33 protein-coding genes are annotated in these 20,301 nt (G+C 68.6%); 27 read left to right on the top strand and 6 right to left on the bottom strand.

Translation table 11 applies throughout. The annotated features are described in order from the left end of the window. Positions 1 to 45: 45 nt before the first annotated feature. The 3 genes from AB0I03_RS15130 to AB0I03_RS15120 all read right to left on the bottom strand — a co-directional run bounded on the left by AB0I03_RS15130 (position 46) and on the right by AB0I03_RS15120 (position 3,068). Entirely contained in the window at positions 46 to 996 is a 951-nt protein-coding gene (locus AB0I03_RS15130) for a VWA domain-containing protein (protein WP_360412334.1), read from the bottom strand. A 72-nt stretch (positions 997 to 1,068) separates the two neighbouring features. Next, a complete protein-coding gene (locus AB0I03_RS15125; protein WP_360412331.1) occupies positions 1,069 to 1,962 on the bottom strand; it encodes a DUF58 domain-containing protein in 894 nt (297 codons plus the stop codon). Positions 1,963 to 1,976: 14 nt separating this feature from the next. Then, the gene (locus tag AB0I03_RS15120; protein ID WP_360412328.1) at positions 1,977 to 3,068 is read right to left on the bottom strand and encodes a MoxR family ATPase; all 1,092 of its coding nucleotides are present in this window, start codon (positions 3,066 to 3,068) and stop codon (positions 1,977 to 1,979) included. Between the two features lie 319 nt (positions 3,069 to 3,387). Between AB0I03_RS15120 and AB0I03_RS15115 the strand changes: the two genes are divergently transcribed. Next, positions 3,388 to 4,968, top strand: coding sequence for a recombinase family protein (locus AB0I03_RS15115; protein WP_360412325.1), 1,581 nt, complete (start codon positions 3,388 to 3,390; stop codon positions 4,966 to 4,968). A gap of 55 nt (positions 4,969 to 5,023) precedes the next feature. Here the strand turns inward: AB0I03_RS15115 and AB0I03_RS15110 are convergent, their stop codons facing one another. Further along, positions 5,024 to 5,476: a hypothetical protein gene (locus tag AB0I03_RS15110; protein WP_360412322.1), complete on the bottom strand. Its 453-nt coding sequence runs from the start codon at positions 5,474 to 5,476 to the stop codon at positions 5,024 to 5,026. Positions 5,477 to 5,652: 176 nt separating this feature from the next. After that, positions 5,653 to 6,174 (bottom strand): hypothetical protein, encoded by a 522-nt coding sequence (locus tag AB0I03_RS15105; RefSeq protein ID WP_360412319.1) that lies wholly within the window; start codon positions 6,172 to 6,174, stop codon positions 5,653 to 5,655. A gap of 208 nt (positions 6,175 to 6,382) precedes the next feature. Here AB0I03_RS15105 and AB0I03_RS15100 point away from each other — a divergent pair, with 208 nt between their 5' ends. From AB0I03_RS15100 to AB0I03_RS15005, 20 genes are all read left to right on the top strand, one after another. Next, on the top strand, positions 6,383 to 6,634 hold the full coding sequence (locus AB0I03_RS15100; protein WP_360412316.1) for a hypothetical protein: 252 nt from the start codon (positions 6,383 to 6,385) through the stop codon (positions 6,632 to 6,634). Beyond that, positions 6,621 to 6,824, top strand: coding sequence for a hypothetical protein (locus tag AB0I03_RS15095; RefSeq protein WP_360412313.1), 204 nt, complete (start codon positions 6,621 to 6,623; stop codon positions 6,822 to 6,824). Before AB0I03_RS15100 ends, AB0I03_RS15095 begins: the two co-directional genes overlap by 14 nt. Positions 6,825 to 7,053: 229 nt before the next feature. Beyond that, positions 7,054 to 7,749: a hypothetical protein gene (locus AB0I03_RS15090; protein WP_360412310.1), complete on the top strand. Its 696-nt coding sequence runs from the start codon at positions 7,054 to 7,056 to the stop codon at positions 7,747 to 7,749. Between the two features lie 133 nt (positions 7,750 to 7,882). Then, positions 7,883 to 8,170: a hypothetical protein gene (locus AB0I03_RS15085; RefSeq protein WP_360412307.1), complete on the top strand. Its 288-nt coding sequence runs from the start codon at positions 7,883 to 7,885 to the stop codon at positions 8,168 to 8,170. Then, positions 8,167 to 8,475, top strand: coding sequence for a hypothetical protein (locus AB0I03_RS15080; RefSeq protein ID WP_360412304.1), 309 nt, complete (start codon positions 8,167 to 8,169; stop codon positions 8,473 to 8,475). Before AB0I03_RS15085 ends, AB0I03_RS15080 begins: the two co-directional genes overlap by 4 nt. After that, the gene (locus tag AB0I03_RS15075) at positions 8,475 to 8,804 is read left to right on the top strand and encodes a hypothetical protein (RefSeq protein WP_360412301.1); all 330 of its coding nucleotides are present in this window, start codon (positions 8,475 to 8,477) and stop codon (positions 8,802 to 8,804) included. Before AB0I03_RS15080 ends, AB0I03_RS15075 begins: the two co-directional genes overlap by 1 nt. Positions 8,805 to 8,855: 51 nt before the next feature. Then, positions 8,856 to 9,077: a hypothetical protein gene (locus AB0I03_RS15070; protein ID WP_360412298.1), complete on the top strand. Its 222-nt coding sequence runs from the start codon at positions 8,856 to 8,858 to the stop codon at positions 9,075 to 9,077. Between the two features lie 118 nt (positions 9,078 to 9,195). Further along, positions 9,196 to 9,555 carry a hypothetical protein gene (locus AB0I03_RS15065; RefSeq protein WP_360412295.1) on the top strand — a complete coding sequence of 120 codons (360 nt, stop codon included), beginning with the start codon at positions 9,196 to 9,198 and terminating at the stop codon, positions 9,553 to 9,555. A 2-nt stretch (positions 9,556 to 9,557) separates the two neighbouring features. Beyond that, positions 9,558 to 9,887 carry a hypothetical protein gene (locus AB0I03_RS15060; protein WP_360412292.1) on the top strand — a complete coding sequence of 110 codons (330 nt, stop codon included), beginning with the start codon at positions 9,558 to 9,560 and terminating at the stop codon, positions 9,885 to 9,887. Beyond that, positions 9,887 to 10,195: a hypothetical protein gene (locus tag AB0I03_RS15055; protein ID WP_360412289.1), complete on the top strand. Its 309-nt coding sequence runs from the start codon at positions 9,887 to 9,889 to the stop codon at positions 10,193 to 10,195. The genes AB0I03_RS15060 and AB0I03_RS15055 overlap by 1 nt, the downstream gene beginning before the upstream one ends. Then, a complete protein-coding gene (locus tag AB0I03_RS15050; RefSeq protein ID WP_360412286.1) occupies positions 10,192 to 10,941 on the top strand; it encodes an exonuclease domain-containing protein in 750 nt (249 codons plus the stop codon). The genes AB0I03_RS15055 and AB0I03_RS15050 overlap by 4 nt, the downstream gene beginning before the upstream one ends. Then, positions 10,938 to 11,804 carry a hypothetical protein gene (locus AB0I03_RS15045; RefSeq protein WP_360412283.1) on the top strand — a complete coding sequence of 289 codons (867 nt, stop codon included), beginning with the start codon at positions 10,938 to 10,940 and terminating at the stop codon, positions 11,802 to 11,804. The genes AB0I03_RS15050 and AB0I03_RS15045 overlap by 4 nt, the downstream gene beginning before the upstream one ends. Further along, complete coding sequence (locus tag AB0I03_RS15040; RefSeq protein WP_360412280.1) at positions 11,801 to 12,709, top strand: hypothetical protein; 909 nt, start codon at positions 11,801 to 11,803, stop codon at positions 12,707 to 12,709. Before AB0I03_RS15045 ends, AB0I03_RS15040 begins: the two co-directional genes overlap by 4 nt. Before the next feature lie 6 nt (positions 12,710 to 12,715). Further along, positions 12,716 to 13,042: an HNH endonuclease gene (locus tag AB0I03_RS15035; protein WP_360412277.1), complete on the top strand. Its 327-nt coding sequence runs from the start codon at positions 12,716 to 12,718 to the stop codon at positions 13,040 to 13,042. Then, positions 13,021 to 13,443 carry a WhiB family transcriptional regulator gene (locus AB0I03_RS15030; protein ID WP_360412274.1) on the top strand — a complete coding sequence of 141 codons (423 nt, stop codon included), beginning with the start codon at positions 13,021 to 13,023 and terminating at the stop codon, positions 13,441 to 13,443. Before AB0I03_RS15035 ends, AB0I03_RS15030 begins: the two co-directional genes overlap by 22 nt. Next, positions 13,440 to 13,835: a hypothetical protein gene (locus tag AB0I03_RS15025; RefSeq protein WP_360412271.1), complete on the top strand. Its 396-nt coding sequence runs from the start codon at positions 13,440 to 13,442 to the stop codon at positions 13,833 to 13,835. The genes AB0I03_RS15030 and AB0I03_RS15025 overlap by 4 nt, the downstream gene beginning before the upstream one ends. Further along, positions 13,832 to 14,923: a DNA cytosine methyltransferase gene (locus AB0I03_RS15020; RefSeq protein ID WP_360412268.1), complete on the top strand. Its 1,092-nt coding sequence runs from the start codon at positions 13,832 to 13,834 to the stop codon at positions 14,921 to 14,923. The genes AB0I03_RS15025 and AB0I03_RS15020 overlap by 4 nt, the downstream gene beginning before the upstream one ends. Beyond that, positions 14,920 to 15,291 carry a DUF4326 domain-containing protein gene (locus AB0I03_RS15015; protein ID WP_360412265.1) on the top strand — a complete coding sequence of 124 codons (372 nt, stop codon included), beginning with the start codon at positions 14,920 to 14,922 and terminating at the stop codon, positions 15,289 to 15,291. The genes AB0I03_RS15020 and AB0I03_RS15015 overlap by 4 nt, the downstream gene beginning before the upstream one ends. Further along, positions 15,281 to 15,520: a hypothetical protein gene (locus AB0I03_RS15010; RefSeq protein WP_360412263.1), complete on the top strand. Its 240-nt coding sequence runs from the start codon at positions 15,281 to 15,283 to the stop codon at positions 15,518 to 15,520. Before AB0I03_RS15015 ends, AB0I03_RS15010 begins: the two co-directional genes overlap by 11 nt. 22 nt (positions 15,521 to 15,542) lie before the next feature. After that, positions 15,543 to 16,043, top strand: a complete 501-nt coding sequence (locus AB0I03_RS15005; protein ID WP_360412260.1) for a RusA family crossover junction endodeoxyribonuclease — start codon at positions 15,543 to 15,545, stop codon at positions 16,041 to 16,043. Positions 16,044 to 16,048: 5 nt separating this feature from the next. On the opposite strand, the gene AB0I03_RS15000 is transcribed toward AB0I03_RS15005, so the two are convergent. Beyond that, positions 16,049 to 16,270, bottom strand: a complete 222-nt coding sequence (locus tag AB0I03_RS15000) for a hypothetical protein (protein WP_360412257.1) — start codon at positions 16,268 to 16,270, stop codon at positions 16,049 to 16,051. 133 nt (positions 16,271 to 16,403) lie between these two features. Here AB0I03_RS15000 and AB0I03_RS14995 point away from each other — a divergent pair, with 133 nt between their 5' ends. From AB0I03_RS14995 to AB0I03_RS14970, 6 genes are read left to right on the top strand one after another with little or no spacing between them, the layout of a single operon-like run. Next, on the top strand, positions 16,404 to 17,486 hold the full coding sequence (locus AB0I03_RS14995) for a hypothetical protein (protein ID WP_360412254.1): 1,083 nt from the start codon (positions 16,404 to 16,406) through the stop codon (positions 17,484 to 17,486). Next, positions 17,483 to 18,073 (top strand): hypothetical protein, encoded by a 591-nt coding sequence (locus AB0I03_RS14990; RefSeq protein ID WP_360412251.1) that lies wholly within the window; start codon positions 17,483 to 17,485, stop codon positions 18,071 to 18,073. The genes AB0I03_RS14995 and AB0I03_RS14990 overlap by 4 nt, the downstream gene beginning before the upstream one ends. Further along, positions 18,070 to 19,452 (top strand): replicative DNA helicase, encoded by a 1,383-nt coding sequence (locus AB0I03_RS14985; protein ID WP_360412248.1) that lies wholly within the window; start codon positions 18,070 to 18,072, stop codon positions 19,450 to 19,452. Before AB0I03_RS14990 ends, AB0I03_RS14985 begins: the two co-directional genes overlap by 4 nt. Continuing rightward, entirely contained in the window at positions 19,449 to 19,670 is a 222-nt protein-coding gene (locus tag AB0I03_RS14980) for a hypothetical protein (RefSeq protein WP_360412245.1), read from the top strand. The genes AB0I03_RS14985 and AB0I03_RS14980 overlap by 4 nt, the downstream gene beginning before the upstream one ends. Then, positions 19,667 to 20,002 carry a hypothetical protein gene (locus tag AB0I03_RS14975; protein WP_360412242.1) on the top strand — a complete coding sequence of 112 codons (336 nt, stop codon included), beginning with the start codon at positions 19,667 to 19,669 and terminating at the stop codon, positions 20,000 to 20,002. Before AB0I03_RS14980 ends, AB0I03_RS14975 begins: the two co-directional genes overlap by 4 nt. 49 nt (positions 20,003 to 20,051) lie before the next feature. After that, a complete protein-coding gene (locus AB0I03_RS14970) occupies positions 20,052 to 20,195 on the top strand; it encodes a hypothetical protein (RefSeq protein ID WP_360412239.1) in 144 nt (47 codons plus the stop codon). Positions 20,196 to 20,301 lie beyond the last annotated feature (106 nt).

Genomic DNA, 20,301 nt, shown 5'->3' with positions numbered 1-20,301 from the left:
GCCTTCACGGACCGTGTGGCATCCGCCTCAGGGCGGGCCCGGGCCCTAGGTGAGGCGGGAGGTCCAGGCGAGGCTGAGCCCTGCGGCTGCGAACAGCAGGACCATGGCGGTGCCGATGAACCACTGGGAGATGTCCCGCGCGACGGTCTGGTGCGCGAGCGAGGACTCCATGTCCTCGTAGACCGAGCGGAGCTGCTCGGCGCTGAAGGCCTCGTAGAAGTTGCCGCCGGTGCCTTCGGCGAGTTCGGCGAGGGCCTGGCGGTCGACGGGGACCGAGACGAGTTCCTGGTCGAGTTCGATCACGCCTTCGTCGGTGCCGAACGCGACCGTGGAGACGGGGATGTTCGCGGCGGCGGCGGCCTCGGTGGCCTCCTCCACGGTGCGTCCGGCGGTGCGGTAGCCGTCGGACATGAGCAGGACGCGGGCGGGCGGGAGCGTGCCGGACGCGTCGGCGGGGACCTGCTGGATCGCCTGGAGGGACGCGAAGACGGCTTCGCCGGTGGCGGTGGCCTCGGCCATGGTGAGGCCGTTGATCGCGGTGGCGACGCTCGCGTGGTCCTTGGTGGGCGGCACGGTCACGGAGGCGAACCCGGCGAAGGAGACGAGCCCGACGTTGTACTGCTCGGGCAGGTCGTTGACGAAGTCGGCGGCCGCCGCCTTGGCGGCGTCCATCCGGTTCGGGGACACGTCTTCGGACATCATGGACAGTGAGACGTCGATGGCGAGGATGATCGTGGCCCGTTCCTGGGGCTCGTCGACGTCGACGGCGGGGCGGGTCATGCCGCCCACCAGGACCGCCAGCGCGATGACCAGGAGCCCGGCCGGGAAGTGGCGGCGCCAGCCGGGGACCTTCGGCACGAGCTTCGCCAGGAGCGAGGCGTTGGCGAACCTGACGGCGATCCGCTTGCGGGCGAACTGGGCCCAGACGTAGACCGCGGCGAGCGCGGCGACGGGGATGAGCGCCAGGAGCCACATCGGTTCGAGCAGGCGGATCAACGGTTCTCCTTGGTGTCGTTTGCAGGCGCGGTGTTCAGCGGCGCGGTGTTCGGATGCTCAGGGCGGGCTCGGCTAGCGGTAGGCGGCGAGGTGGCGGCGCTGGGCGATGAACGCGGCGATGTCGCGCAGCCAGTCAGAGCCGGTGGAGAGGCGCAGGTGGCCCGCGCCGCCGGAGCGGATGCCCTCGGCGATGCGGCGGCGCTGCTCGGCGGCGGCCTCGGCGTAGCGGGCCCGGAAGCGCGCGTTGCCGGTCTGGACTTCGACCGTGGCACCGGTCTCGGGGTCCATCAGGTCGAGGACGCCGACGTCGGGGAGCGCGAGCTCGGCCGGGTCGAGGATCTCGACGCAGAGGACCTGCTGGCGCACGGCGAGTCGGCGCAGTTCGCGGGACCAGTCGCTCGGGTGCTCTTCGTCCTCCAGGAAGTCGGAGATGACGATGGCGAGGCCGCGGCGGCGGGCGTGGCGGCGGGTCTTGTCGATGAGTTCGGCGAGGTCGCCGGCGCCTTCACCGCGCGGCAGGGCGGTGACGGTGCGCAGGAGCGAGCGGGCGCCGCCGCGGCCGGGGCGCGGCGGGATGGCCTTCGCGGGGCCGCCTTCGGTGACGACCGCGCCGATGCGGTTGCCGCCGCGTCCGGCGAGGTAGGCGAAGGCGGCGACGGCGCCTTCGGCGAGTTCGCGCTTGAGCATGCCGACGGTGCCGAAGTCGAGGCTCGGTGAGAGGTCGACGGCGAGCCAGGTCTCGAGTTCGCGGTCGGCGATGGTGGTGCGGACGTGCGGGACGGTGGTGCGGGCGGTGACGGGCCAGTCCATGCGGCGCACGTCGTCTCCTGCCCGGTACTCGCGGGCCTCGCCGGGCTCGGAGCCGGCGCCGGGCAGCAGGCCCAGGTAGTCGCCGTGCAGGAGCCCGTCGAGGCGGCGGGTGACGTTGAGCTGCAGCCGGTCGAGGGCGCGCAGGTCGTGTTCCACGGGTGCCGTGGTCCTCACCAGGCGCCCGGCTGCTGCGGCTGGTACGACTCCGGCCGATACGGCTCTGCGCTCCGCGGCGCGGCGTCCTGGCGGGGACTCACGGTGGGGGCGGGGACGGCTGCGAGGAGCTGGCCCACGAGCTGGTCGGTGACCACGCCGTCGGCCATGGCGTCGTAGGAGAGCACGAGGCGGTGGCGCAGGACATCGGGTGCGATGTCGTCCAGGTCCTGCGGCAGGGCGTAGTCGCGGCCGCGCAGGAGCGCGATGGCGCGGGTGGCGCGGATGAGGCCGAGGGAGGCGCGGGGGCTGGCCCCGTACTGGATGTGGCGGGCGATGCCGCCGAGTCCGGCGGCGGCGGGGTTGCGGGTGGCCATGACGATGCGCACGGCGTAATCGACGAGGGCGTTGTGGATGAACACGCCGTCGGAGGCCTGCTGGAGGCGCAGGAGGTCGTCGGTGTCGAGGATGCGGTCGGGCACGGGCGAGTCGACGCCCATGCGGAAGACGATCTCGCGCTCCTCGGCGTCCGTGGGGTAGCCGACGTTGACCTTGAAGAGGAAGCGGTCGCGCTGCGCCTCGGGCAGCGGGTACACGCCTTCCTGCTCGATCGGGTTCTGGGTGGCCATGACCAGGAACGGCTTGGGGAGTACGTGGGTCTGGCCGCCGATGGAGATGCGGCCCTCGGCCATGACCTCGAGCATCGCGGACTGGACCTTGGCGGGGGCGCGGTTGATCTCGTCGGCGAGCACGAAGTTGGTGTAGACCGGGCCGAGCTCGACGTCGAAGGTCTCGCTGGACTGGCGGTAGATGCGCGTGCCCACGATGTCGGCGGGGACGAGGTCGGGGGTGAACTGGATGCGCTGGAAGTCCGCGCCCACGACGCGGGCCATGGTCTCGACCGCGAGGGTCTTGGCGACGCCGGGCACGCCTTCGATGAGGCAGTGGCCGCGGGCCAGCAGCGCGGCGAACATGCGCTCGACGAGGGCGTCCTGGCCGACGATGACCTTCTTGATCTCGAACAGCGCCTTCTCGAGGAGGGCGGCGTTCTCCGCCGGGGTGGTGTTCCCGGCGGCGCGGTCGGAACGGTCGGCCTCGGCTGATCCCATGTCGGCTCCTTCAAGCGCGTTCGTTCTGGTCCTGTCGATACTAATTCGCCCGTTCGAGGATGGCAGGGGGCCGCACGGACCCGCGCGGCGCTCGCGCACCGCCATTTGTCGGGAACCCGACAGTTCACGCCGAACCCCTTGCGGCGCAGGGGGTCTACACTGCCACAACGCCGGCCCGGCAAACGATAACGCGGTATTTGCCCAGGAGCGTGACACGCCGCGCGTATTCAATCCGTTGCTGCGAAATGTCGGAGCGCTATGCTTTCCACAACCCGCACGACTTCCCCCGTGGTCGTGCGGGCCAACTATATTTAGGGCTATGAGTGATCTTCTGCTCGCAGCGTGGCAGGCAGGCATCTACGCCCGGGTTTCCAAGGACACGCGGAAGCGCATGCTCCGCGAGCGAGCCTCCGTCGACCAGCAGGTCAGCGACGCCCGTATCGACATTGCAGAGCTCGGCAGCCATGAAGGCCGCCCAGTGCTCATCAAAGAGGTCTACGACCACGACAACAACATGCCGGCCTCCCGCCACTCGACGGTGGTCCGCGTCGACTGGCCCCGGTTCGTTCGCGATGTCGAGGACGGGAAGATCAACTTCGTGGTCTTCTGGGAGTCCTCGCGCGGGTCCCGTGAAAGCGTCGAGTGGCTCCAGTTTCTCGCCCTGTGCCGCGATCTGGCCGTGCCGATCCGGGTGGTCACACACGGGCGCACCTACGATGTCCGCAACCCTCGGGACTGGAAGACCCTTGCGGATGAGGGCGTGGACGCCGAGATGGAGTCGGCGAAGACCTCGCTGCGCAACAAGCGCGACAAGAAGGCGATTCGAGAGCTCGGCCGCCCCGACGGGCCTCTCTGCTACGGCCACAAGCGAGAGTACGACCCGGACACCGGTGATCTCCTCCGCCAGATCCCCGAGCCGCAGGAGAGCAGGGTCGTCGTCGAGATCTTCGAACGGTTCGTGGCCGGTGGTGAAGCGCTGACCGCGATCATGCGCGATCTGAACTCGCGCATCGACCTCCCCCAGGATGACCCCCGAAGAGTTCCTGTCCTGCGCCGCGGCGCTAAGTGGTCGACCGAGGCCCTTCGCCGCACGCTCAAGAACCCCGCGCACATTGGGAAGCGCCGCGACCCGCATTCCAATGAGCTCCTAGACGCGCAGTGGCCGCCCCTGTCCGAGACGCTGCCGATGCTGTATTGGGCTGCGCAGCGCGTGATGAACGAACGCTCGAACGCTCACGCTAGCCAGAGCCCTGGGAAGGCAGTCCACTTGTTGACGCGTTTCATGACCTGCGGCGAATGTGGGGCCGTAATCGCCCACCAGCCCTTGAAGAAACAGAGCCCGCGCTACCACTGCTCCGGCTTGGACGCCGGCGGCGCAGCGACCGGCAAGAGCGGGTGCGTGTCGGTGCGGCAGGACTGGGTTGACGACTACATCACCGACATGGTCGTGCATCGCCTCAGCCAACCCGACCTGCTGTCGCAAGCAGTCGTACAAGATGACGCGGTGGTGATCATCGCCCAGGCCGAGGCGGATGCGCTCCGAGCAACGCTCGATGAGGCGTATGAGGGGTACAAGCGGAAGATCTTGACCCTCGATCAATACGGTGAGCGGAAGCTGGAGCTCACCTCGCAGATCGAAGCAGCCGAAGCCGCGGCGCGCAACATCGGCATCCCGCCCATTCTCAGGACGTTCACCGGCATGCTGGGGGCGTCAGACCGAGCGACGGCAGAGGCCCTGGTCCGCGAGATGTGGGCCGGGTTCCCGGTCTCAGGCCGGCGGGACGTCATCCGGTCGCTGTTCTCCGAGCTCAAGCTCAAGCGGGGAATCCGCGGGACGCGCCAGTTCGATCCGGAGCGAGTGGGGCATGAATGGCGGCGGTGGGCACCGTCTGAGAGTTGATATCACGAAAGAACGACCCCGGGCCGGTCCCCACTGGCCCGGGGTCGCTGCTTTCCTAGGAGAACGGTGCCGGACCGGTGAGCGAGCTCGGGTCGGACTCGATGAGGAGCCCGCGTAGGTGCGCGATCTCCTCTGCCATCTCCTTGTTCTGGCGCTCGATCGTTTCGACGCGCTTACATGCCTTGCCGAGCTTCGCCATCGCCAGCCTGAAGTCTCGTGCGCTGGCTTCGGTGTGGGCTTCGATCAGCTTGACGATTGCATCGTGGCGGGCGTCGAATTTGTCGCAGATGCGGTCGGCGACGCGGAAGAGCGCGAGGTACAACCAGTACGCCAGTGTGCCGCAGAGCAGCCCGAGCCAGGCGTTCATGAGGACGGACTGGTAGACGTGGGGGACGACCGCGTCTCGCAGGTGGATGAGGATGAAGATGGTCGCGCCGAGTGCCGGCAGCGCGCTGAGAATGAACTTCTTGGTAGGGAATGGCTTGGCGGTCGGTTCCTGTTCGGTCATCGGCGGCGCTCCGTTGGGCCTATGTGAATGTGAGTGTGCCAGCACCGTAAAGGGAACGCTACGTGTCGGATAGCTGACAATCAATAGCCCGTTCGTTCACCGATTTGAATACTGCTGGGTCGCAACCGACCTCGTGGGGTAAACGTGTCGCGCGGTCACACGATCAGGTGAACCTGTCAGGATCCTTCGTCCGTCGTCCGGTCCAGTTCCGTCTCGATCTCAGCAATGAGTTCGTCAGCGAGCCGCTTCGCGTCGCGCGCGCGCCGGGCCCGCACAAGCTTCAGCTCGAGTTCCTGCCGCTCCGGTGTCGGAGGCTTCTGATCGAGACGGAGTTTGATGCGCCGGATGATCAGGTCGAGGTCGGGCCCTGCGCGGGACACCGACGACGGTTCCCGTTGCTCTACTCGGGAGCGCCTGCCCGCGGCGATCTCCAGCTCCCATTGCAGATGTGCCGGATCGTCGCCGGTGCGGGGCGCGAGCGCGTTGGCGACATCGCGGAGGCTGTCGATGGTGGGTTGCTGGTATCCACTCCGCCATCGGGAGACACGGTCGCTGCCGATTCCGGTGATGTCCTCAAAGACCATCGTGTTCGGCCTGCCCTTGCTCGTCAGCGGGATGCCCGCCTGGATCATCTTCCGATCCAGGAGGCTGCTGAAATCCTGGTAGGGCCATCGTGCGCGGCGCTCCTGCCTGCTCATAGGCAGGACCGTATCTGACTTCAGCATTCCTGGCATCTGCCTGCGGGCAAGTGGTTCAGATGACGTTCTGCTGCTCGCCATTGCTGTCAGCGGCATCTTCACTCCTCTGGTTGTCTGCCTGTAGGCAGTACTCTCCCTGAAAGTACCCCGCACTGTCAACCTTTCGGCTTACTTGCCTGCGGACAGGCAGGAGTGTATGGTTCTCCCTATGCCGATTGATTCCGAGCCGTTTTTCAACCGAGAGCTCTTCAACGAGCTATGCGACGGCAAGCAGCTCACCACTGACGCCGAGCGCGCCCGCGCGCTCGGCGTCGAGGGGACAACGGTCTACCGCGTTCGCACCGGGCAGCGACACCCAGGGCTTCGCTTCGCCAACGCATGTCGACAGCTGTTTGGGATTAGGGCCTATACGCGCCTCTTCCCCCTCGCGAAGGAGGAGTCCCGCGATGAAAGCGAGTGAATCCGCGACAACCTACCCGGGCATGGTGGGCGCCCCCGCCCGCGAGACCGATGTGGACTCGTATCCGGCCCTATCCCCCGAGGTCGAGCGTCGCATCGTCGCCATGATGCGCCTCGAACTTCCCAAGGCCGCCGAACGTCTCGCCGCTCGCGAAAAGGCGAAAGCCGCCGAGCACGTCAAGGCCGCGTAGATCTTCCCGACCGCGTGACGAGGGGTGGCGCGGGAGGGGAACGGGAGGGCCTTCGGGCCTGACCACCAGGGCTGGCTCCGCCTGAGGGGTGCGGGGCCAGCCCACCACAACCACCCCTGCTTCTCCCCCAGTGGGGCAGTGCCGGGATCGACACCCGGAGACGCACGACAAGGAAGCCCCGGCCGGACAGGGCCAGGGCTTCGACAGGGCAAGACCTGAAGGAGTGCCCATGGAAGAGAAGACTACAGAAGGGACCGAGCCGCAGCAACAGGCTCTGGTCAGCTTCGTTTACTCGATCGACCACGAGGTCTCGGACCTGGTCGCGGTTGCTGAGGCGCTGCGGGCGCGCGGGATCGTCATGCTCCCGTCGGTCGGCACCTCCTACATGCACGCGGACGCGAACGCGTGGGAGTCCCCCAACGAGCAGGTCGCGATCCGCACCCGCAAGACCGGCGACTACCGGCCGCGCACGATCATGCTCCCCGGCGAGTACACCTCGCTGGCCGAGTACACGGATGCGCTGATCCGCGCCGTCCTCGACGAGCCCGAGCAGTGCGCGTCAGACGGCTGCACGAACTCCGAAGACGGCGGCGGCTCCGGCTGCTGCTCGAGCGCGTGCTTCTCGAAGCACGACGACTACGAGGAAGCCTGCGAAGCCCAGGCGGCGGTCACGATGGCCGTTACCAGCGGGTCCGATCTGGTATTCCTGTGGTCTTGCCTGCGGCACGCGGACGAATTCGCGGCGGAGCTGGAGGCCAGCTTCGGCATGGTGCCGGTGCGGGCCGCTCGCGGGTCGCAGTCGATGGAGTGCGGGCACCAGGGCCGTCGGCCGATGATCTCGCTGCTCGTGGACGAAGAGGACGACGTCCCCTCCGACGCGGGCGACATCGACATGAACGAGGTCCGGGCGGGCGGTGCCCGATGACGAACTCAACCAACCCGAACCGGGGTCACTGGAACCCGGCGCCGATTATCGACCGCGGCACGACGACGCCGGCCTCAGACTCCCGTTCCACCACTGACCAGGGCGGCAAGTCCGGGTCGAAGGTCGGGCGGTCGTGATGGTCGCGATGCTCCCCAACCAGACCGGACCCTCCGCCCCCGAGTTCTTCCGCCCGGCCGCTGAGCCGCGGCAAGTCGTCATCGCTGATGTCTTCGACTGCGTCGTCGAGGCGGAGCACCGGGTCGGGAACGGCGACGCCGCCGACTTCTCCTGCGGGCGCCACCGATTCGAGGTCGTAGCCGCGCACTGGCGTCGCGAACCGAACCTCCCCATCTACGACCTCCGCCCCGGCAACGGGCACGTGTGCAACGAGGTCCGTGCAATGGAAGCGGGCAGGTCATGAGCGACGACACCATTCGGCTGCGCCGAGCACTGCGGACACCGGAGCCCGTCGCTGACGAGGCCGAGGCCGAGCAGGCTGCGGGCCTCATGGCTGAGCTGATTGAGCACTCGGATTGGGTGCAGCGGCTCATGGCTGGCCGCGCGAACCCGGTCGTCCGGGCTGAGATCCAGTCCAATCTGCGGGGTCTGGTCGCCGCGGCGCAGGCCCTTGACGGGCACCTCTCCGAAGCCGACCGCGCGGGCTCGGATGCCGCGACGGCCGCTGAGTTCGACCACTGGCGGACCGCGCCGGGAGGTGAACGGTGATGGTGCTGCTCATCGGGTTCGTCGTTTTCACCGCGTGCATGGTCGGCCTTGGCTACCTGGCGGCCATGTGGCGGTACCGCCGCCAGGCGCTGCTCGCGGAGGAGCGCCTGGCGGCCGCCCGCGGCGACGCCCAGGGCCTGTCCGAAGCGCTGCAGGGGCTGCAGGCGGCGCTGGCCGCCGGGCTCCCGGTCGACGGCGAGTTCGACCCGGGCATGCCGCGCACCGAAGCGATTTTCCTCGAAGCCCTCGAGCGGGACCTCAAGCGGCCGTTGCCGCTTCGGGTCCGCCGTTCGATCCGCCGCGCCGAGCGCGCGGCTTCCCAGACCTGATCCGGCGGGCCGCGTCCCAGGCCCGGCCCGCCACCACCTGAAAGGAACCTCATGCGCTACCTCCTCCTGATCCCTCTGATCCCGGCCTCAATCTTCGTCGAGGCATGGCTGCTCATGCTCCTCGTCGGGGTCGTCCACGGCGAATGGCTCCCGATGATGCCGACGATCGGCTACTGGTCATCGGTCCTGGTGGTCCTCATGGCCACCGCCATCACCGTCGCCACCACCTTCCTTGCGGAACTTGGCAAGGGCGTCGTCGGGGCGGGCAAGTAGCCATTGCCGCCCCGACGCGTCGCCGTCCTGGCCGCCGGGGGGGCCGCAAGCACACCCCCCGCCTGGCACCCGAGCAGATCACCCAGCCCCGCACCGAGACCGAGGAGACCAAGCAGTCATGACCTACCACCCGATCAACATCGCCGAGCAAGCCGCCGCCGAGCTCCTTGCCGGGCTGTACTGCGCCACAGTCCGCCCCTTGGGTGTTGACGCAGCGCACATCGACGGCTCTCAGTTCGCCAGGGAGGCCCGCGAGATGGTGCGGGCCCTCTACCCGACTCTCGCCGCTGCCGGGGTGACCGGCTCGCTTGAGTCGCTGTCCGAGGACTACAAGCACGACAGGTCCCAGGACTGGAGCGAAGGCGTCCCGCTCGACTCGTACGACGGCGCGTTCGGCTACCTCACCGACATGCGCAACCGAATCCGCTCCGGCGAGTACGGACCCGAGACGCTGCACGGCAAGAACGGGGCCAAGTAGCCATGACCGACATCCTGACTCCGCAGCAAACCGCCGCCATGTTCGACGCGATCGACAACGCCGAGCTCGCCCGTGAGAAGCGGAAGATCCGCGCCGAGCGCCGGCGCAACCTCCTTTGCGACTACCTCCTCGCCGCCGAGGAAGCCGACGCCGCGCCGCGCAACAAGAAGCGTGCGAAGGCCGCCGCCGACGCCCGCGTCGCGCTCGCCGCGTTCCTCGTGGTGAACGGCGAATACCCGACCACCACGGCCGCCGCCGCCGCGATCGAGCACCACCAGGCCTACGCGATGCCCAAGCCGGGCAAGGACTACTCGAAGGTGGTGCCGTTCTAATGGACACCCTCCCGCGCAACTGGCACACCACGACCAACGAGCAGCAGGCCGACGAAGCCGCGCAGCTCCGCGCGCGCCTGGCCACCGCCGAGAGCCTCCTGGCCGCTGAGAAGCGCCGCTCCATCCTGCTCGAGCGGGGCTTGCAGGCCTCGTTCATCGACCACCTCACGCCCCGTGTCCCGGAGCGGCTGGAGAACTCGGTCGAAGCGATCGCGGACGTTCTGGTCGACCAGATCGTCGCTGGCGTCGTCTACGACGACCTCGGCGTCGACGGGCACATCGAGTCCTGGGCGGAGGAGCGTCGATGAGCGGGCGTTCGTGGGCGCTGGGCCCGATGTGTGCGTGGGACACCGAGACCACTGGTGTCGATGTGGAGACCGCCCGGATCGTCACCTCCGCTGTGGTGACGATCCGGCCGGGCCTCCCGGTCGAGTCCGTGGAGTGGCTGCTCGACCCGGGCGTGCAGATCCCGACGAAGGCCAGCGACATCCACGGCGTCACAACCGAGATCGCCAGGGAGAAAGGTGTCGATGCGGCGGGCGGGGTCAAGGCGATCACCGACAGCCTCACACACGCCGCGGTCGCCGGGATCCCCCTGGTCATCTTCAACGCCCCCTACGACTTGACCGTTCTCGACCGGGAGTGCCGCCGGTACGGCCTGCCGACGGTTCAGGAGCGGGTCGCGAACGCCGACGCCGAGTTGTTCGTGATCGACCCGCTCGTCCTCGACAAGGTGGTCGTGCCGCGCCGGAAGGGCAAGGGCGCGCGGAAGCTCGGGGCCTTGTCCGCGTTCTACAACGTGCCGTTGTCGGATGAGGACGCGCACACCGCCGCCGGCGACTGCCTGGCCGCGGCTCGTGTCGCCTACAAGACCGCCTCGACGTTCCCGAAGATCGCCGAGATGAGCCTGCCCGCGCTGCAGGTCTACCAGGCGGAGAAGCACTTCGAATGGGCGGAGGGCTTCGAGCAGTGGCTCCGGCGCGAGGGCAAAGACGAGACCGTCGACCGGTCCTGGCCGATGCGCCCGTTCACGGGGGCGGAGGTTCCGTCGTGACCGAACCGTTCTTCGCCGACACGGACGCCGCCGGGTCCCGCTACTACGTGCTCAACACCGGGGAGCGGTTCATCTCCGTCACCACGGTCCTGTCGTACATCGCCAAGCCCCACCTGACCGGGTGGGCTGCACGCCTCGCCGCCGAAGCCGCGCTCGACAACGCCGAACGGGTCTTCATCGCCGCTGACACGCCCTCTTGCAACACCAAGGGCGACAACGCGTGCGGCCTGTGCCGCGACTGCGTCACCACGTGGCTGGCCGACCGGCACAACGTCTACCGCGACGCCGCCGGCGACCGCGGCTCGAAACTCCACGAGGCTGCCGAGCACCGCGAGAAGTTCGGCCCCGGCGGCACCGTCGACGACGACGCCAAGCCGTTCTTCGACGCGTACGTGGACTGGGCCGACCGCGCGCAGCCCGAGATCATCGCCGCCGAGATGACCGTCGTCTCCCGCAAGTGGGGGCACGCCGGAACGCTCGACAACCTCATGCGATTCGGGGACGACTCCGTGCTCCCGAAGACCCTGGAGCACCTGCGGCACAAGGTCCTCTTGGTCGACAAGAAGACCTCGAAGTCGATCGACCGCACCCATGCCTGGCAGATCAACGGCTATTCGCTGTGCGAGACCGCGGTCCTGGAGGACGGCAGCGAGATCCCGACGCCCGCCGTGGACTCGGGCCTGATCCTGCACATCCGACCCGAAGCCGAGGGCGGCGTGAAGATGCGCGAAGCCCACATCAACCCGCTCAACCAGGCGAAGTTCATCCACACCCTCCGCATGGCCGAAGGCGTCACCGCCCCGCTCGGGGACGTGCTCTCCCGGCCCGCGCAACTCCCCAAGACGAAGGAGACCACGAAGTGATCATCGGACTCCAGCAGCAGCAGACCGAAGTCGGACGGATCCGCCTCGGCGTCAAGCTCGCCACCTCCACCGGAGGACAGCGGCCCGCGAAGCTCGACACGCTCCGCTTCACCTCCCCCCGCCGGGACCTCATCGAGAAGGTCGCCGAGCTGTACGGCGGGAAGGTCGAGCCCTGGTCGCCGCCGAAGGGCAACGGCCAGTGGCAGGTCATCACGACTTCTACGGAGGTCCCGGTGATGGTGCCCCCGCAGGACCCCTCCGAGTCGCAGTGGTTCGAAATGTGGTCCAAGGGCGGATGCCTGCGCCGATGCGACGGGCAGACCGAACGGATCTCCGGCAGCTCGTGCATGTGCGACCCCGACCCGCAGGAGCGGGACTGCAAGATGCACACCCGCATCCGCGTGCTCCTCGAGGAGGTCCCCGGGATCGGGGTGTGGAGGGTCGACACGGGCTCGTTCTACGCCGCCGTGGAGCTGCCCTCCGTCGCGCGCATCCTCGCCGAGGCCAAGGGCCTGATCCCCGGCAAGCTCATTCTCGACCAGCGGACCGTCACCCGTGGAGGGAAGACGTTCAACTTCGCGGTCCCCGTCCTGGACATCGCCGAGTTCACGCCCGCCGAGCTCCTGTCGGGGAAGGTCCCGGAGATGGCCGCCGCCCGCCGCGCCGAGGCGATCGATAACCGTTCCCGCGTCGCGATCGCCGCCGGGCCGGACTACTCCGCGCTGCTCCTCGCCGTTACCACGATCCCCGCGCTCACCGACCTGTGGGAGGAAGCCGGGAACGCTGGCGCCATCACCGATGAGCTCCGGGGCGAGTTCGAGGCGAAGGGGGCGGCGATCCGGAAGGCGATGGCGCCGAAGGCCGAGCCGGTCGACGCCGAGATCGTCGATGAACCGGGCTGGTGACGCGCCATGAACACGAATGAGAGGAAGGCGCGCCAACTCGTGCGCGAGCGCTCCGGCGGGATTTGCGAGGTCTGCGGGCTCCGGCGTGCGACGAACTTCCAGCACCGCAAGAACCGCTCGCAGGGTGGCCGCTGGACGGCCTCCAACGGGCTGGATGTCTGTGGGACTGGGACTACGGAATGTCATGGCGACATTCACAGCAATCCGACGAAGGCGTACGAGGCCGGCTGGTCGGTGAAGTCCTGGGACGACGAGACCACTGCGCCCGTGAGGACCTGGCGTGGCCTGGTGCTCCTCGACGACGAAGGCGGATGGAAGGCGGCGACACGATGACCGACTGGAGAGCACAGGCGGCATGCCTGGGTATGGACCCGAACATCTTCCACCCGGAATCGATGCAGGACGAGAACGCTTGGAAGGCCCGCCGTGTCTGCCGGGACTGCCCGGTCGCCGAGGCCTGCTTGCGCGACGCCCTCGAAACCGAGGACCGGTTCGGCATCCGGGGCGGCCTCAGCCCGACGCAGCGCACGGCCCTCAAGAACGGGCGGAAGCCCCGGCAGGGCCGAAAGCCGCGTGGTCTGGCTGGCCCCTCGAACGCGTCGAAGACGCACTGCAAGAACAACCACGAGTTCACCCCCGAGAACACCTACGTCCACGACGGTCGACGTAACTGCAAGAAGTGCCGGAGCGAGCGCAGCAGGGCCAAGAACATGGCCGGGGCGGTTGCGGCATGACCTACGTCGAGGAGCCCCTGTTCGTTGAGATCGGGCCGAAGATGAACCCGGTCACCGCGAAGCCGTACACGCTCGGGCAGCGGCAGCAGGCCCGCATCGACGCCGGCATGCACCCGCTGTCCGGCGTCGGCGCGATGCCGCGCCTGATCCGCCTGGCCCCCTCGGGGACCGGCACGTGCGGCAGCTGCAAGCACCTGGCCCGCGTCGGCCTGCCCGTCGGCGACGGCTACCGCACCAAGACGTTCTCCAAGTGCACGTTCGCCGCCGACCGCGACGAGCGCGGCCGCGTCACGTTCGCGCCACGGATATCGAACTCGACCGGCACCGACTGCCGCCGGAAGTGGCCCGCGTGCACGGACTACCAGCCCCGAGACGACGGGAGGGCGGCATGAAGACGATCAGTCTCTTCGCCGGCCCCGGAGGTGCCGACGCTGGCGCCGCGCTCCTCGGCCTCGACGTGCATGGCTGGGACCTCGACGCCGACGCTTGCGCCACCGCGGCCGCCGCCGGGTACGCGCGGACTCGCGCGAGCGTGACCGACCTCGACCCCGAGTCGATGCGCGGGGTTACCGGTGCGGTCATCACCCCGCCGTGCCCGACGTTCTCGGCGGCCGGGCGCCGCACCGGCCGCGATGACATGCCCCGCATCCTCGACGCGCTCACCCTCCTCGGCAACAGCCAGGCCACGCACGTCGGCGCTGACGCCGCATGGCGCGCCGCCGCGGCGTCCGTCCAGGACCCGCGCTCCGCCCTGGTCACCGAGGCCCTGCGGTTCGCACTGCGGCTGCCGCACCTCCAGTGGCTCGTATGCGAACAGGTCCCCGCCGCCGGCCGAATCTGGCAGGAGATCGGCGCCGAGCTCGCCGCCGTCGGGGACTTCGACCACGCCGTCGTCGTCACCGTCGCCGCCGAAGATCTCGGCGTCGCCTCCCGCCGGGCACGGACGTTCCTGCTCGCCTCGCGGCACTGGCCGCCCGTCCTCGACGGCTTGCCGATCCGCTCCGGTTGGGTCACCGGCAGGTGGGCCCCGCCCGCCGAGCTCGTGCCACAGACCGGTGCCGCGTTCAGCACACCGTCCATGGCCGACGTCCTCGGCTGGCCCGCCGGGGAGCGGGTCAACACGCGCGGGAACCGCAAAACCAGCGGCGGCAACGAGTTCAGCGCCGATGGTCCGTCCTGGTGTCTTACCGAGAAGGCCCGCACGTGGCAGCGCGTCAGCGACGGCGCCCGCCTCACAACCGCCGAAGCCGGGCTCCTCGTCGGCTTCCCCTCCGACTACCCGTGGCAGGGCTCCCGGTCGCGGCAGTTCCTTCAAGCCGCCGATGTCGTCGCGCCGCCCGTTGCCGCCGCCGTCATCGGCGCGTGCCTTGGCCTCGACTGGCAGGCCCCCGTTCGTGACTACCTCGCCGGCATCTACCCCGCGGCTGCGCTCACTGCGCCAGCCGCGCGCCAGCAGACCCTTTGGGAGGCAGCAGCATGACCACCCTGACTAGGCCGCCGCAGCGCGTGCAGCGGCGCATGACGGCAAACTGGCGGGCCCCATTGGACCCGCAGGGGCGGCGGCCGGTGTACGTCGGCCGCCCTGGCCGCTGGGGGAACCCGTTCGTGGTCGGCGAGACCGTGACTCCGCCCGTCGAGTCGTACTCGCCGAAGCCGGTGTACGTCCGCGACGCCGCACACGCTGTGCAGCTGTACCGGAAGTGGTTGCTCGGGTCGGCGAACCGCTGCTCTGATCTCGTGCCGCTCCTGGCCGGCCGTGACCTCATGTGCTGGTGCCCGTTGTCGAGCCCGTGCCACGCCGACGTCCTGCTCGAGCTCGCGAATGAGGAGGCCCACCGTGACCGTTGAGTCGTTCTCGCGCCCTGGATTGGCCTACGCCGCCGTGGCGCTCGACCACTTCGCATGCTGCTGCGACTTCTTCACGACGTTCTGCGGGCTCAGCCTCGACCGCGCCGACTACGAGTGGACCGACGCTGACAGCGACCTGCAGGTGTGCGTCGTGTGCCTTGACCTGTACGAGCACTACCAGGAGGTCAGCATCTGCTGCCCGAAGGACCCGGCGGTGCGTCGTGGCTGAGGTCGAGTTCACCGTGTACGGCGTGCCCGCCCCGCAGGGGTCGAAGCAGGCGTATGCGATCTACAAGGGTAAGGCCGGGGCGAAGGTGTTCACCGGCAAAGTGGCGCTGGTCGAGATGTCGAAACGTGTGAAGCCGTGGCGGGCCGAGGTCGCCGCCGCGGCGCGCGCCCTCGGCATCCGTGAGCCGCTCGACGGGCCTTTGGTGGCCTGCATGGTGTTCACGATTGCCCGTCCGAAGTCGCACTTCCGCACTGGGAAGTACGCCCACCTGCTGCGTGACTCGGCGCCGGTCGCCCCGGCCACCACCCCGGACTTCTCGAAGTTGGTGCGGGCCACTGAGGACGCGATGACGGGCATCGTCTGGAAGGACGACGCCCTGGTGGTTCGGTATGAGGCTTCCGGGAAGGTCTACGCGGGATCCGCCGAGGCCGACGCGCTCGACCGGCCGGGCGCTGTGATCCGGGTGCGACCGTTCGTTCCTGCGGCTGCCGGGATGCTCCCGGGCCTGGCGGGTGCGGCGTGAAGGGACTACTGGCCGTTGGCGATCCGGCGCACTTGCTCACGGGTGTAACCGGTGAGGCGCGCAATCGCGGTCGGGCCGAGTCGCTTGGGCGGCTCGGATCGGCCGGCCGCAGCGCGGATCGCGGCGGCAAGTTCGATGCGTCGCTGCTCGGTGGTGCTTTCGGCGGCTCGGAACTTCCTCGCCAAGGCGGCGAGCTGCTGGGCCTCGTCGGTCTCCTCGGTGGTCATGACACCAGTATGCCGCATCACGGGCTTGCCACGGAAGGTGGCGTGAAGACTGGCACATTGCGTTGCCTCATCATGTGGCAGTATAGTGAGACATCATGTTGCACTCGGGCTGGTTCTGGAGAGGAGGTGTGCGTTGGGATCTGAGTCCGACGAGAAGGACCTGAAGTTTGAGATCGCTGATCAGCTTCGGAAGGTCCCGATGAAGGCGCCCGCCAAGACGGTCATGTGGGACCTGCTGATGCGTGCCCATGCCAAGGACGCCGTGATCCCCGCGCAGTTCACGCCCTCGCTCACGGACCTGGCCGGCTCGACCTGCCTGGGCCGCTCCACGGTCGCGCAGTACCTCAACGGACTTGAGGCGACCGGCTGGCTGGTGCGTGAGCGCCCTTCGGTCGCCGATGCACTCAACCGCGGGCGCCGCACCCAGTACCGCCTCGCCATCGGCAGCTTCGATTTGCCGCCGGAGCTGAAGCACGAGAAGCACGCGCGCAAGCCACGAAAGGACGAAGCGACCGCGTCAAGTCCAGGAGCTGGACTAGTTCAGGAGCTGGATAGTCCAGGAGCTGGACTATCCAAACCGGCCAAAACTGGTCACGACGGTCCAGGAGTTGGACCGCTTGAACAGGCTGAATCCGGACAGGACAGTTCAGGAGCTGGACTATCTGATGCGAATGATGGTCCAGGAGCCGGACCATCCATAGTCCAGGAGCTGGACTCGGATAGTCCAGGAGCTGGACACAATAAAGAACTCCCTACGGGAGTTCTTAGTTCAACGGTTCAACAGGACTCTTCGTCCACGGCTGCCGCCGCCGACCAGGAGAAGCCGAAGACGAAACCGAAGAAGCGCGCCAAGAAGACCGAGCCGCAACGCAACGACGTCGATCAGCTGTGCACCCGCCTCGCGGACCACATCGAGAAGAACTCCGGCGAACGCCCGGAAATCTCCGAAGAGTGGAAGCGGTCAGCGCGACTCCTGCTGGACACCGACAAGCGCGAGCTCGACAAGGCGCTGAAACTCATCGACTGGTGCCAGGCGGACGACTTCTGGCACACCAACATCCTGTCGATGCCGACCTTCCGCAAGCAGTTCCTGAAGCTGCGGATGAAGGCCGTTGCCGAGTGGGAGAAAACCCACCGCGCCCGGCCGTCCGGTGATTCTCGGGCCGTCTCCAGCGCCGAATCCCTGAACGCATGGACCAAGAAGGGAACCTCATGACCAGCCCTGACAACGACGAACCGACCTCCGTGCACCTCGCCGACATGGCCGCGCTCCGGCTCGAACAAGTCGAGCACGTCCTCCCCGAGCACGTTCCCGCCCGGTACCGCGGCTACCGGATCGAGCACCCCGACATCACCGCCTGGGCAGACTCGATCATCGCCGGCGGGACCGACTCGCTCCTCCTCGGTGGGGAGATCGGCACCGGCAAGACCGGGAACGCCTACGCCGCCCTCGAGTACACCGCCCGGGGCCTGGCGGCGCGCGGCATCATCCCCCAGATCGCGGCCACCACGCACGCGCGGCTCCTCGCCGCGGCGCGCCCCGGCGGCGACGGCGTCGACCGGTTCTTCACCGCCCGACTTCTCGTCCTGGACGACCTCGGCGCCACCCACATCACCTCGTGGAACTCCGGAGTCGTCGAAGACCTCGTGAACACCCGCTGGGACGACCTCCTCCCGACGATCTTCACCTCGAACCTCGGCCCGACCGACATGGCCGAGCGCATGGACCCCCGCATCCCCTCCCGACTGTTCGGCATGTGCCGCACCGTCGTGCTCAACGGACCCGACCGGAGGATGCAATGACCGACACCGACATGTGGGCCGACCTCGAAACCCAGCCCGACAAGGAAGCTGCGGCACCACGCCGCCCCACCAACACCGATCACGGTGCCGAAGCCGCCGTCATCGGCGCCTGCATGCTGAACAGCGACCTCATCGACGAGATCACCCTGAACACCGACGACTTCGAAAACGTCCGCCACGGCCTCATCTGGGGCGCCCTCCGGTCCCTCCACAGCGACGGTGCGCCCGTCAACCCTGCCGCGGTCGTCTCCGCTCTCATGGACACCGGCTCCCTGGTTCAGGCCGGCGGCGGCGAGTACGTCGCGCACCTGTTCGCCGAGGCTCCCGCCCCTCAGTCGGCGACCTGGCACGCCCTGCGAGTCGCCGAGATGGCTCGCCGCCGCGGTCTCGATACCTTCGCCGCTCGCGCCGCTCAGGTCACCGCACGGCCCGTCGACGCCGACACGATGCTCGACGAGCTGCGCAGGCACCTCAACGACCTGGACGACCCCGACACCGACGACGGCCCGGTGCGGTGGGACGACCTCGTCACCCAGGGCATGGAAGCGATCGAAGCAGCCGAGAACCCTGCCACGCACCGCGGCATCCCCACGGGCCTGGGCGACCTCGACGCACTCATCCACGGGCTCCTTCCCGGCGACCTCGACATCGTCGCCGGGCGCCCCGGGCACGGCAAGTCGACCCTCCTCGCGCAGATCGCCGCGCACGCCGCGCTCGACCGGAAGCTCCCGAGTCTCCTGCTGACGCTGGAGATGCGCAAGTTCGAGATATACAACCGGATCGTCGCGTCCCGCCTCGCGATCCCCCTGAAGGCCCTCAACTCTGGACGCCCCGGCGATGAGGGCTGGATGAAGCTCGCGAAGGACGCGGGCATGTCCGCCGACGCGCCGCTGTGGGTCGACGACAACACCTCGCAGACCATCGCGTCGATCGGCGCGCTCGCCCGCCGTTGGAAGCGCCGCCACGGCCTGCGGCTCCTCCTCATCGACTACCTGCAGCTGATCACGCCGCCGAAGGCCGAGAACCGGCAGAACGCCGTCTCCGAGATCTCCCGCCAGCTGAAGATCCTCGCCTCCCAGCTCGACATCCCCATCATCGTGGCCGCGCAGCTCAACCGCGGCCCCGAGAACCGCCCCGACAAGCGCCCGCAGGCCTCAGACCTCCGCGAATCCGGGTCGCTGGAGAACGACGCCTCCGTGATCATCCTCGTCCACCGCGAAGAGGTCGCCGACAAGAACTCCGTCCGCAAGGGCGAGGCCGACCTCATCGTCGCCAAGCACCGGCACGGCGAACGCGGTGTCATCCCCGTCGCCGCGCAGCTCCACATCGCCCGCTTCGCGTCCATGGCGCACTTCGACGACTTCGGAGCGACCCGATGACCGGCCGCAAGGACGGATGCCCGCGCTGCCTGCGCCGGGACAACGAAGCCACGTCGTGGGACGAGTCCACCGGGAAGGCCACGTACCGCTGCTACTGCGGGCACACGTGGGCGACGTGGTGGGAGCACGCCGGCGCCGGAGCCGAACCCACGGACTTCGGTGAACTCGCCGCCGACCTCCTCGCCAACCTCTCCACCAACGAAGGGAACCCCCGATGAGCGACCGCTACGCGACCGAACCCACCACCCGCCCGGCCCCGAACCCGCACGACACGGCACTGGCCGTCTTCCGGCCCGAGGTCTACAGCGAAGCCGTGGACTACCTGTCCGCGTTCGACTCGGACCTGGACGGCCTGACGGCCGAGGACGCTATCGCCCGCCTCCGTGCCCGCCGCGACGAGGTTGCTGCCGCCCCGGGCGCCGGGATGCTCGACCACGCGACGGCCGCCTACTACCGGCAGGCCGCGGCCTCCCTCCGCAACGCCGGCCACGAGCACTCGGCACGGCTCCTGGAGCACGTCGCCGATGACCTCGACGGCGGCCAGTCCTAACCCCTTTCCCCTTGCCCTGTTCGAGGGCTACGAGACCAAGGAGAACCGAATGACCCACATCTGCGAGACGGCCCTGGGATGCACCGGCGTATACGGCGACTGCGAGGGCTGTGATGCCCCGCTGACATGCGACGAGGCCCGCTCCGGCGTCTGTGATGACTGCTGGCAGGCCCGCGACGAGCAGGGCGAGTAGCCGTGCTCGCCCTTCCCTGTCCCGTTCCCGTAAGGAGTAACACACCCGTGATCGCCACGAAGCGTTTCGCCGCCTGCGACGACCCGACCTGTGCAACCGTCGCCGA

This window comes from Glycomyces sp. NPDC021274 (assembly GCF_040641195.1).
In the GTDB taxonomy this organism is placed as follows: Bacteria; Actinomycetota; Actinomycetes; order Mycobacteriales; family Micromonosporaceae; genus Glycomyces.
Note: the sequence above shows the minus strand (reverse complement) of the source record. Positions and strands in the feature narration are given on the sequence as shown.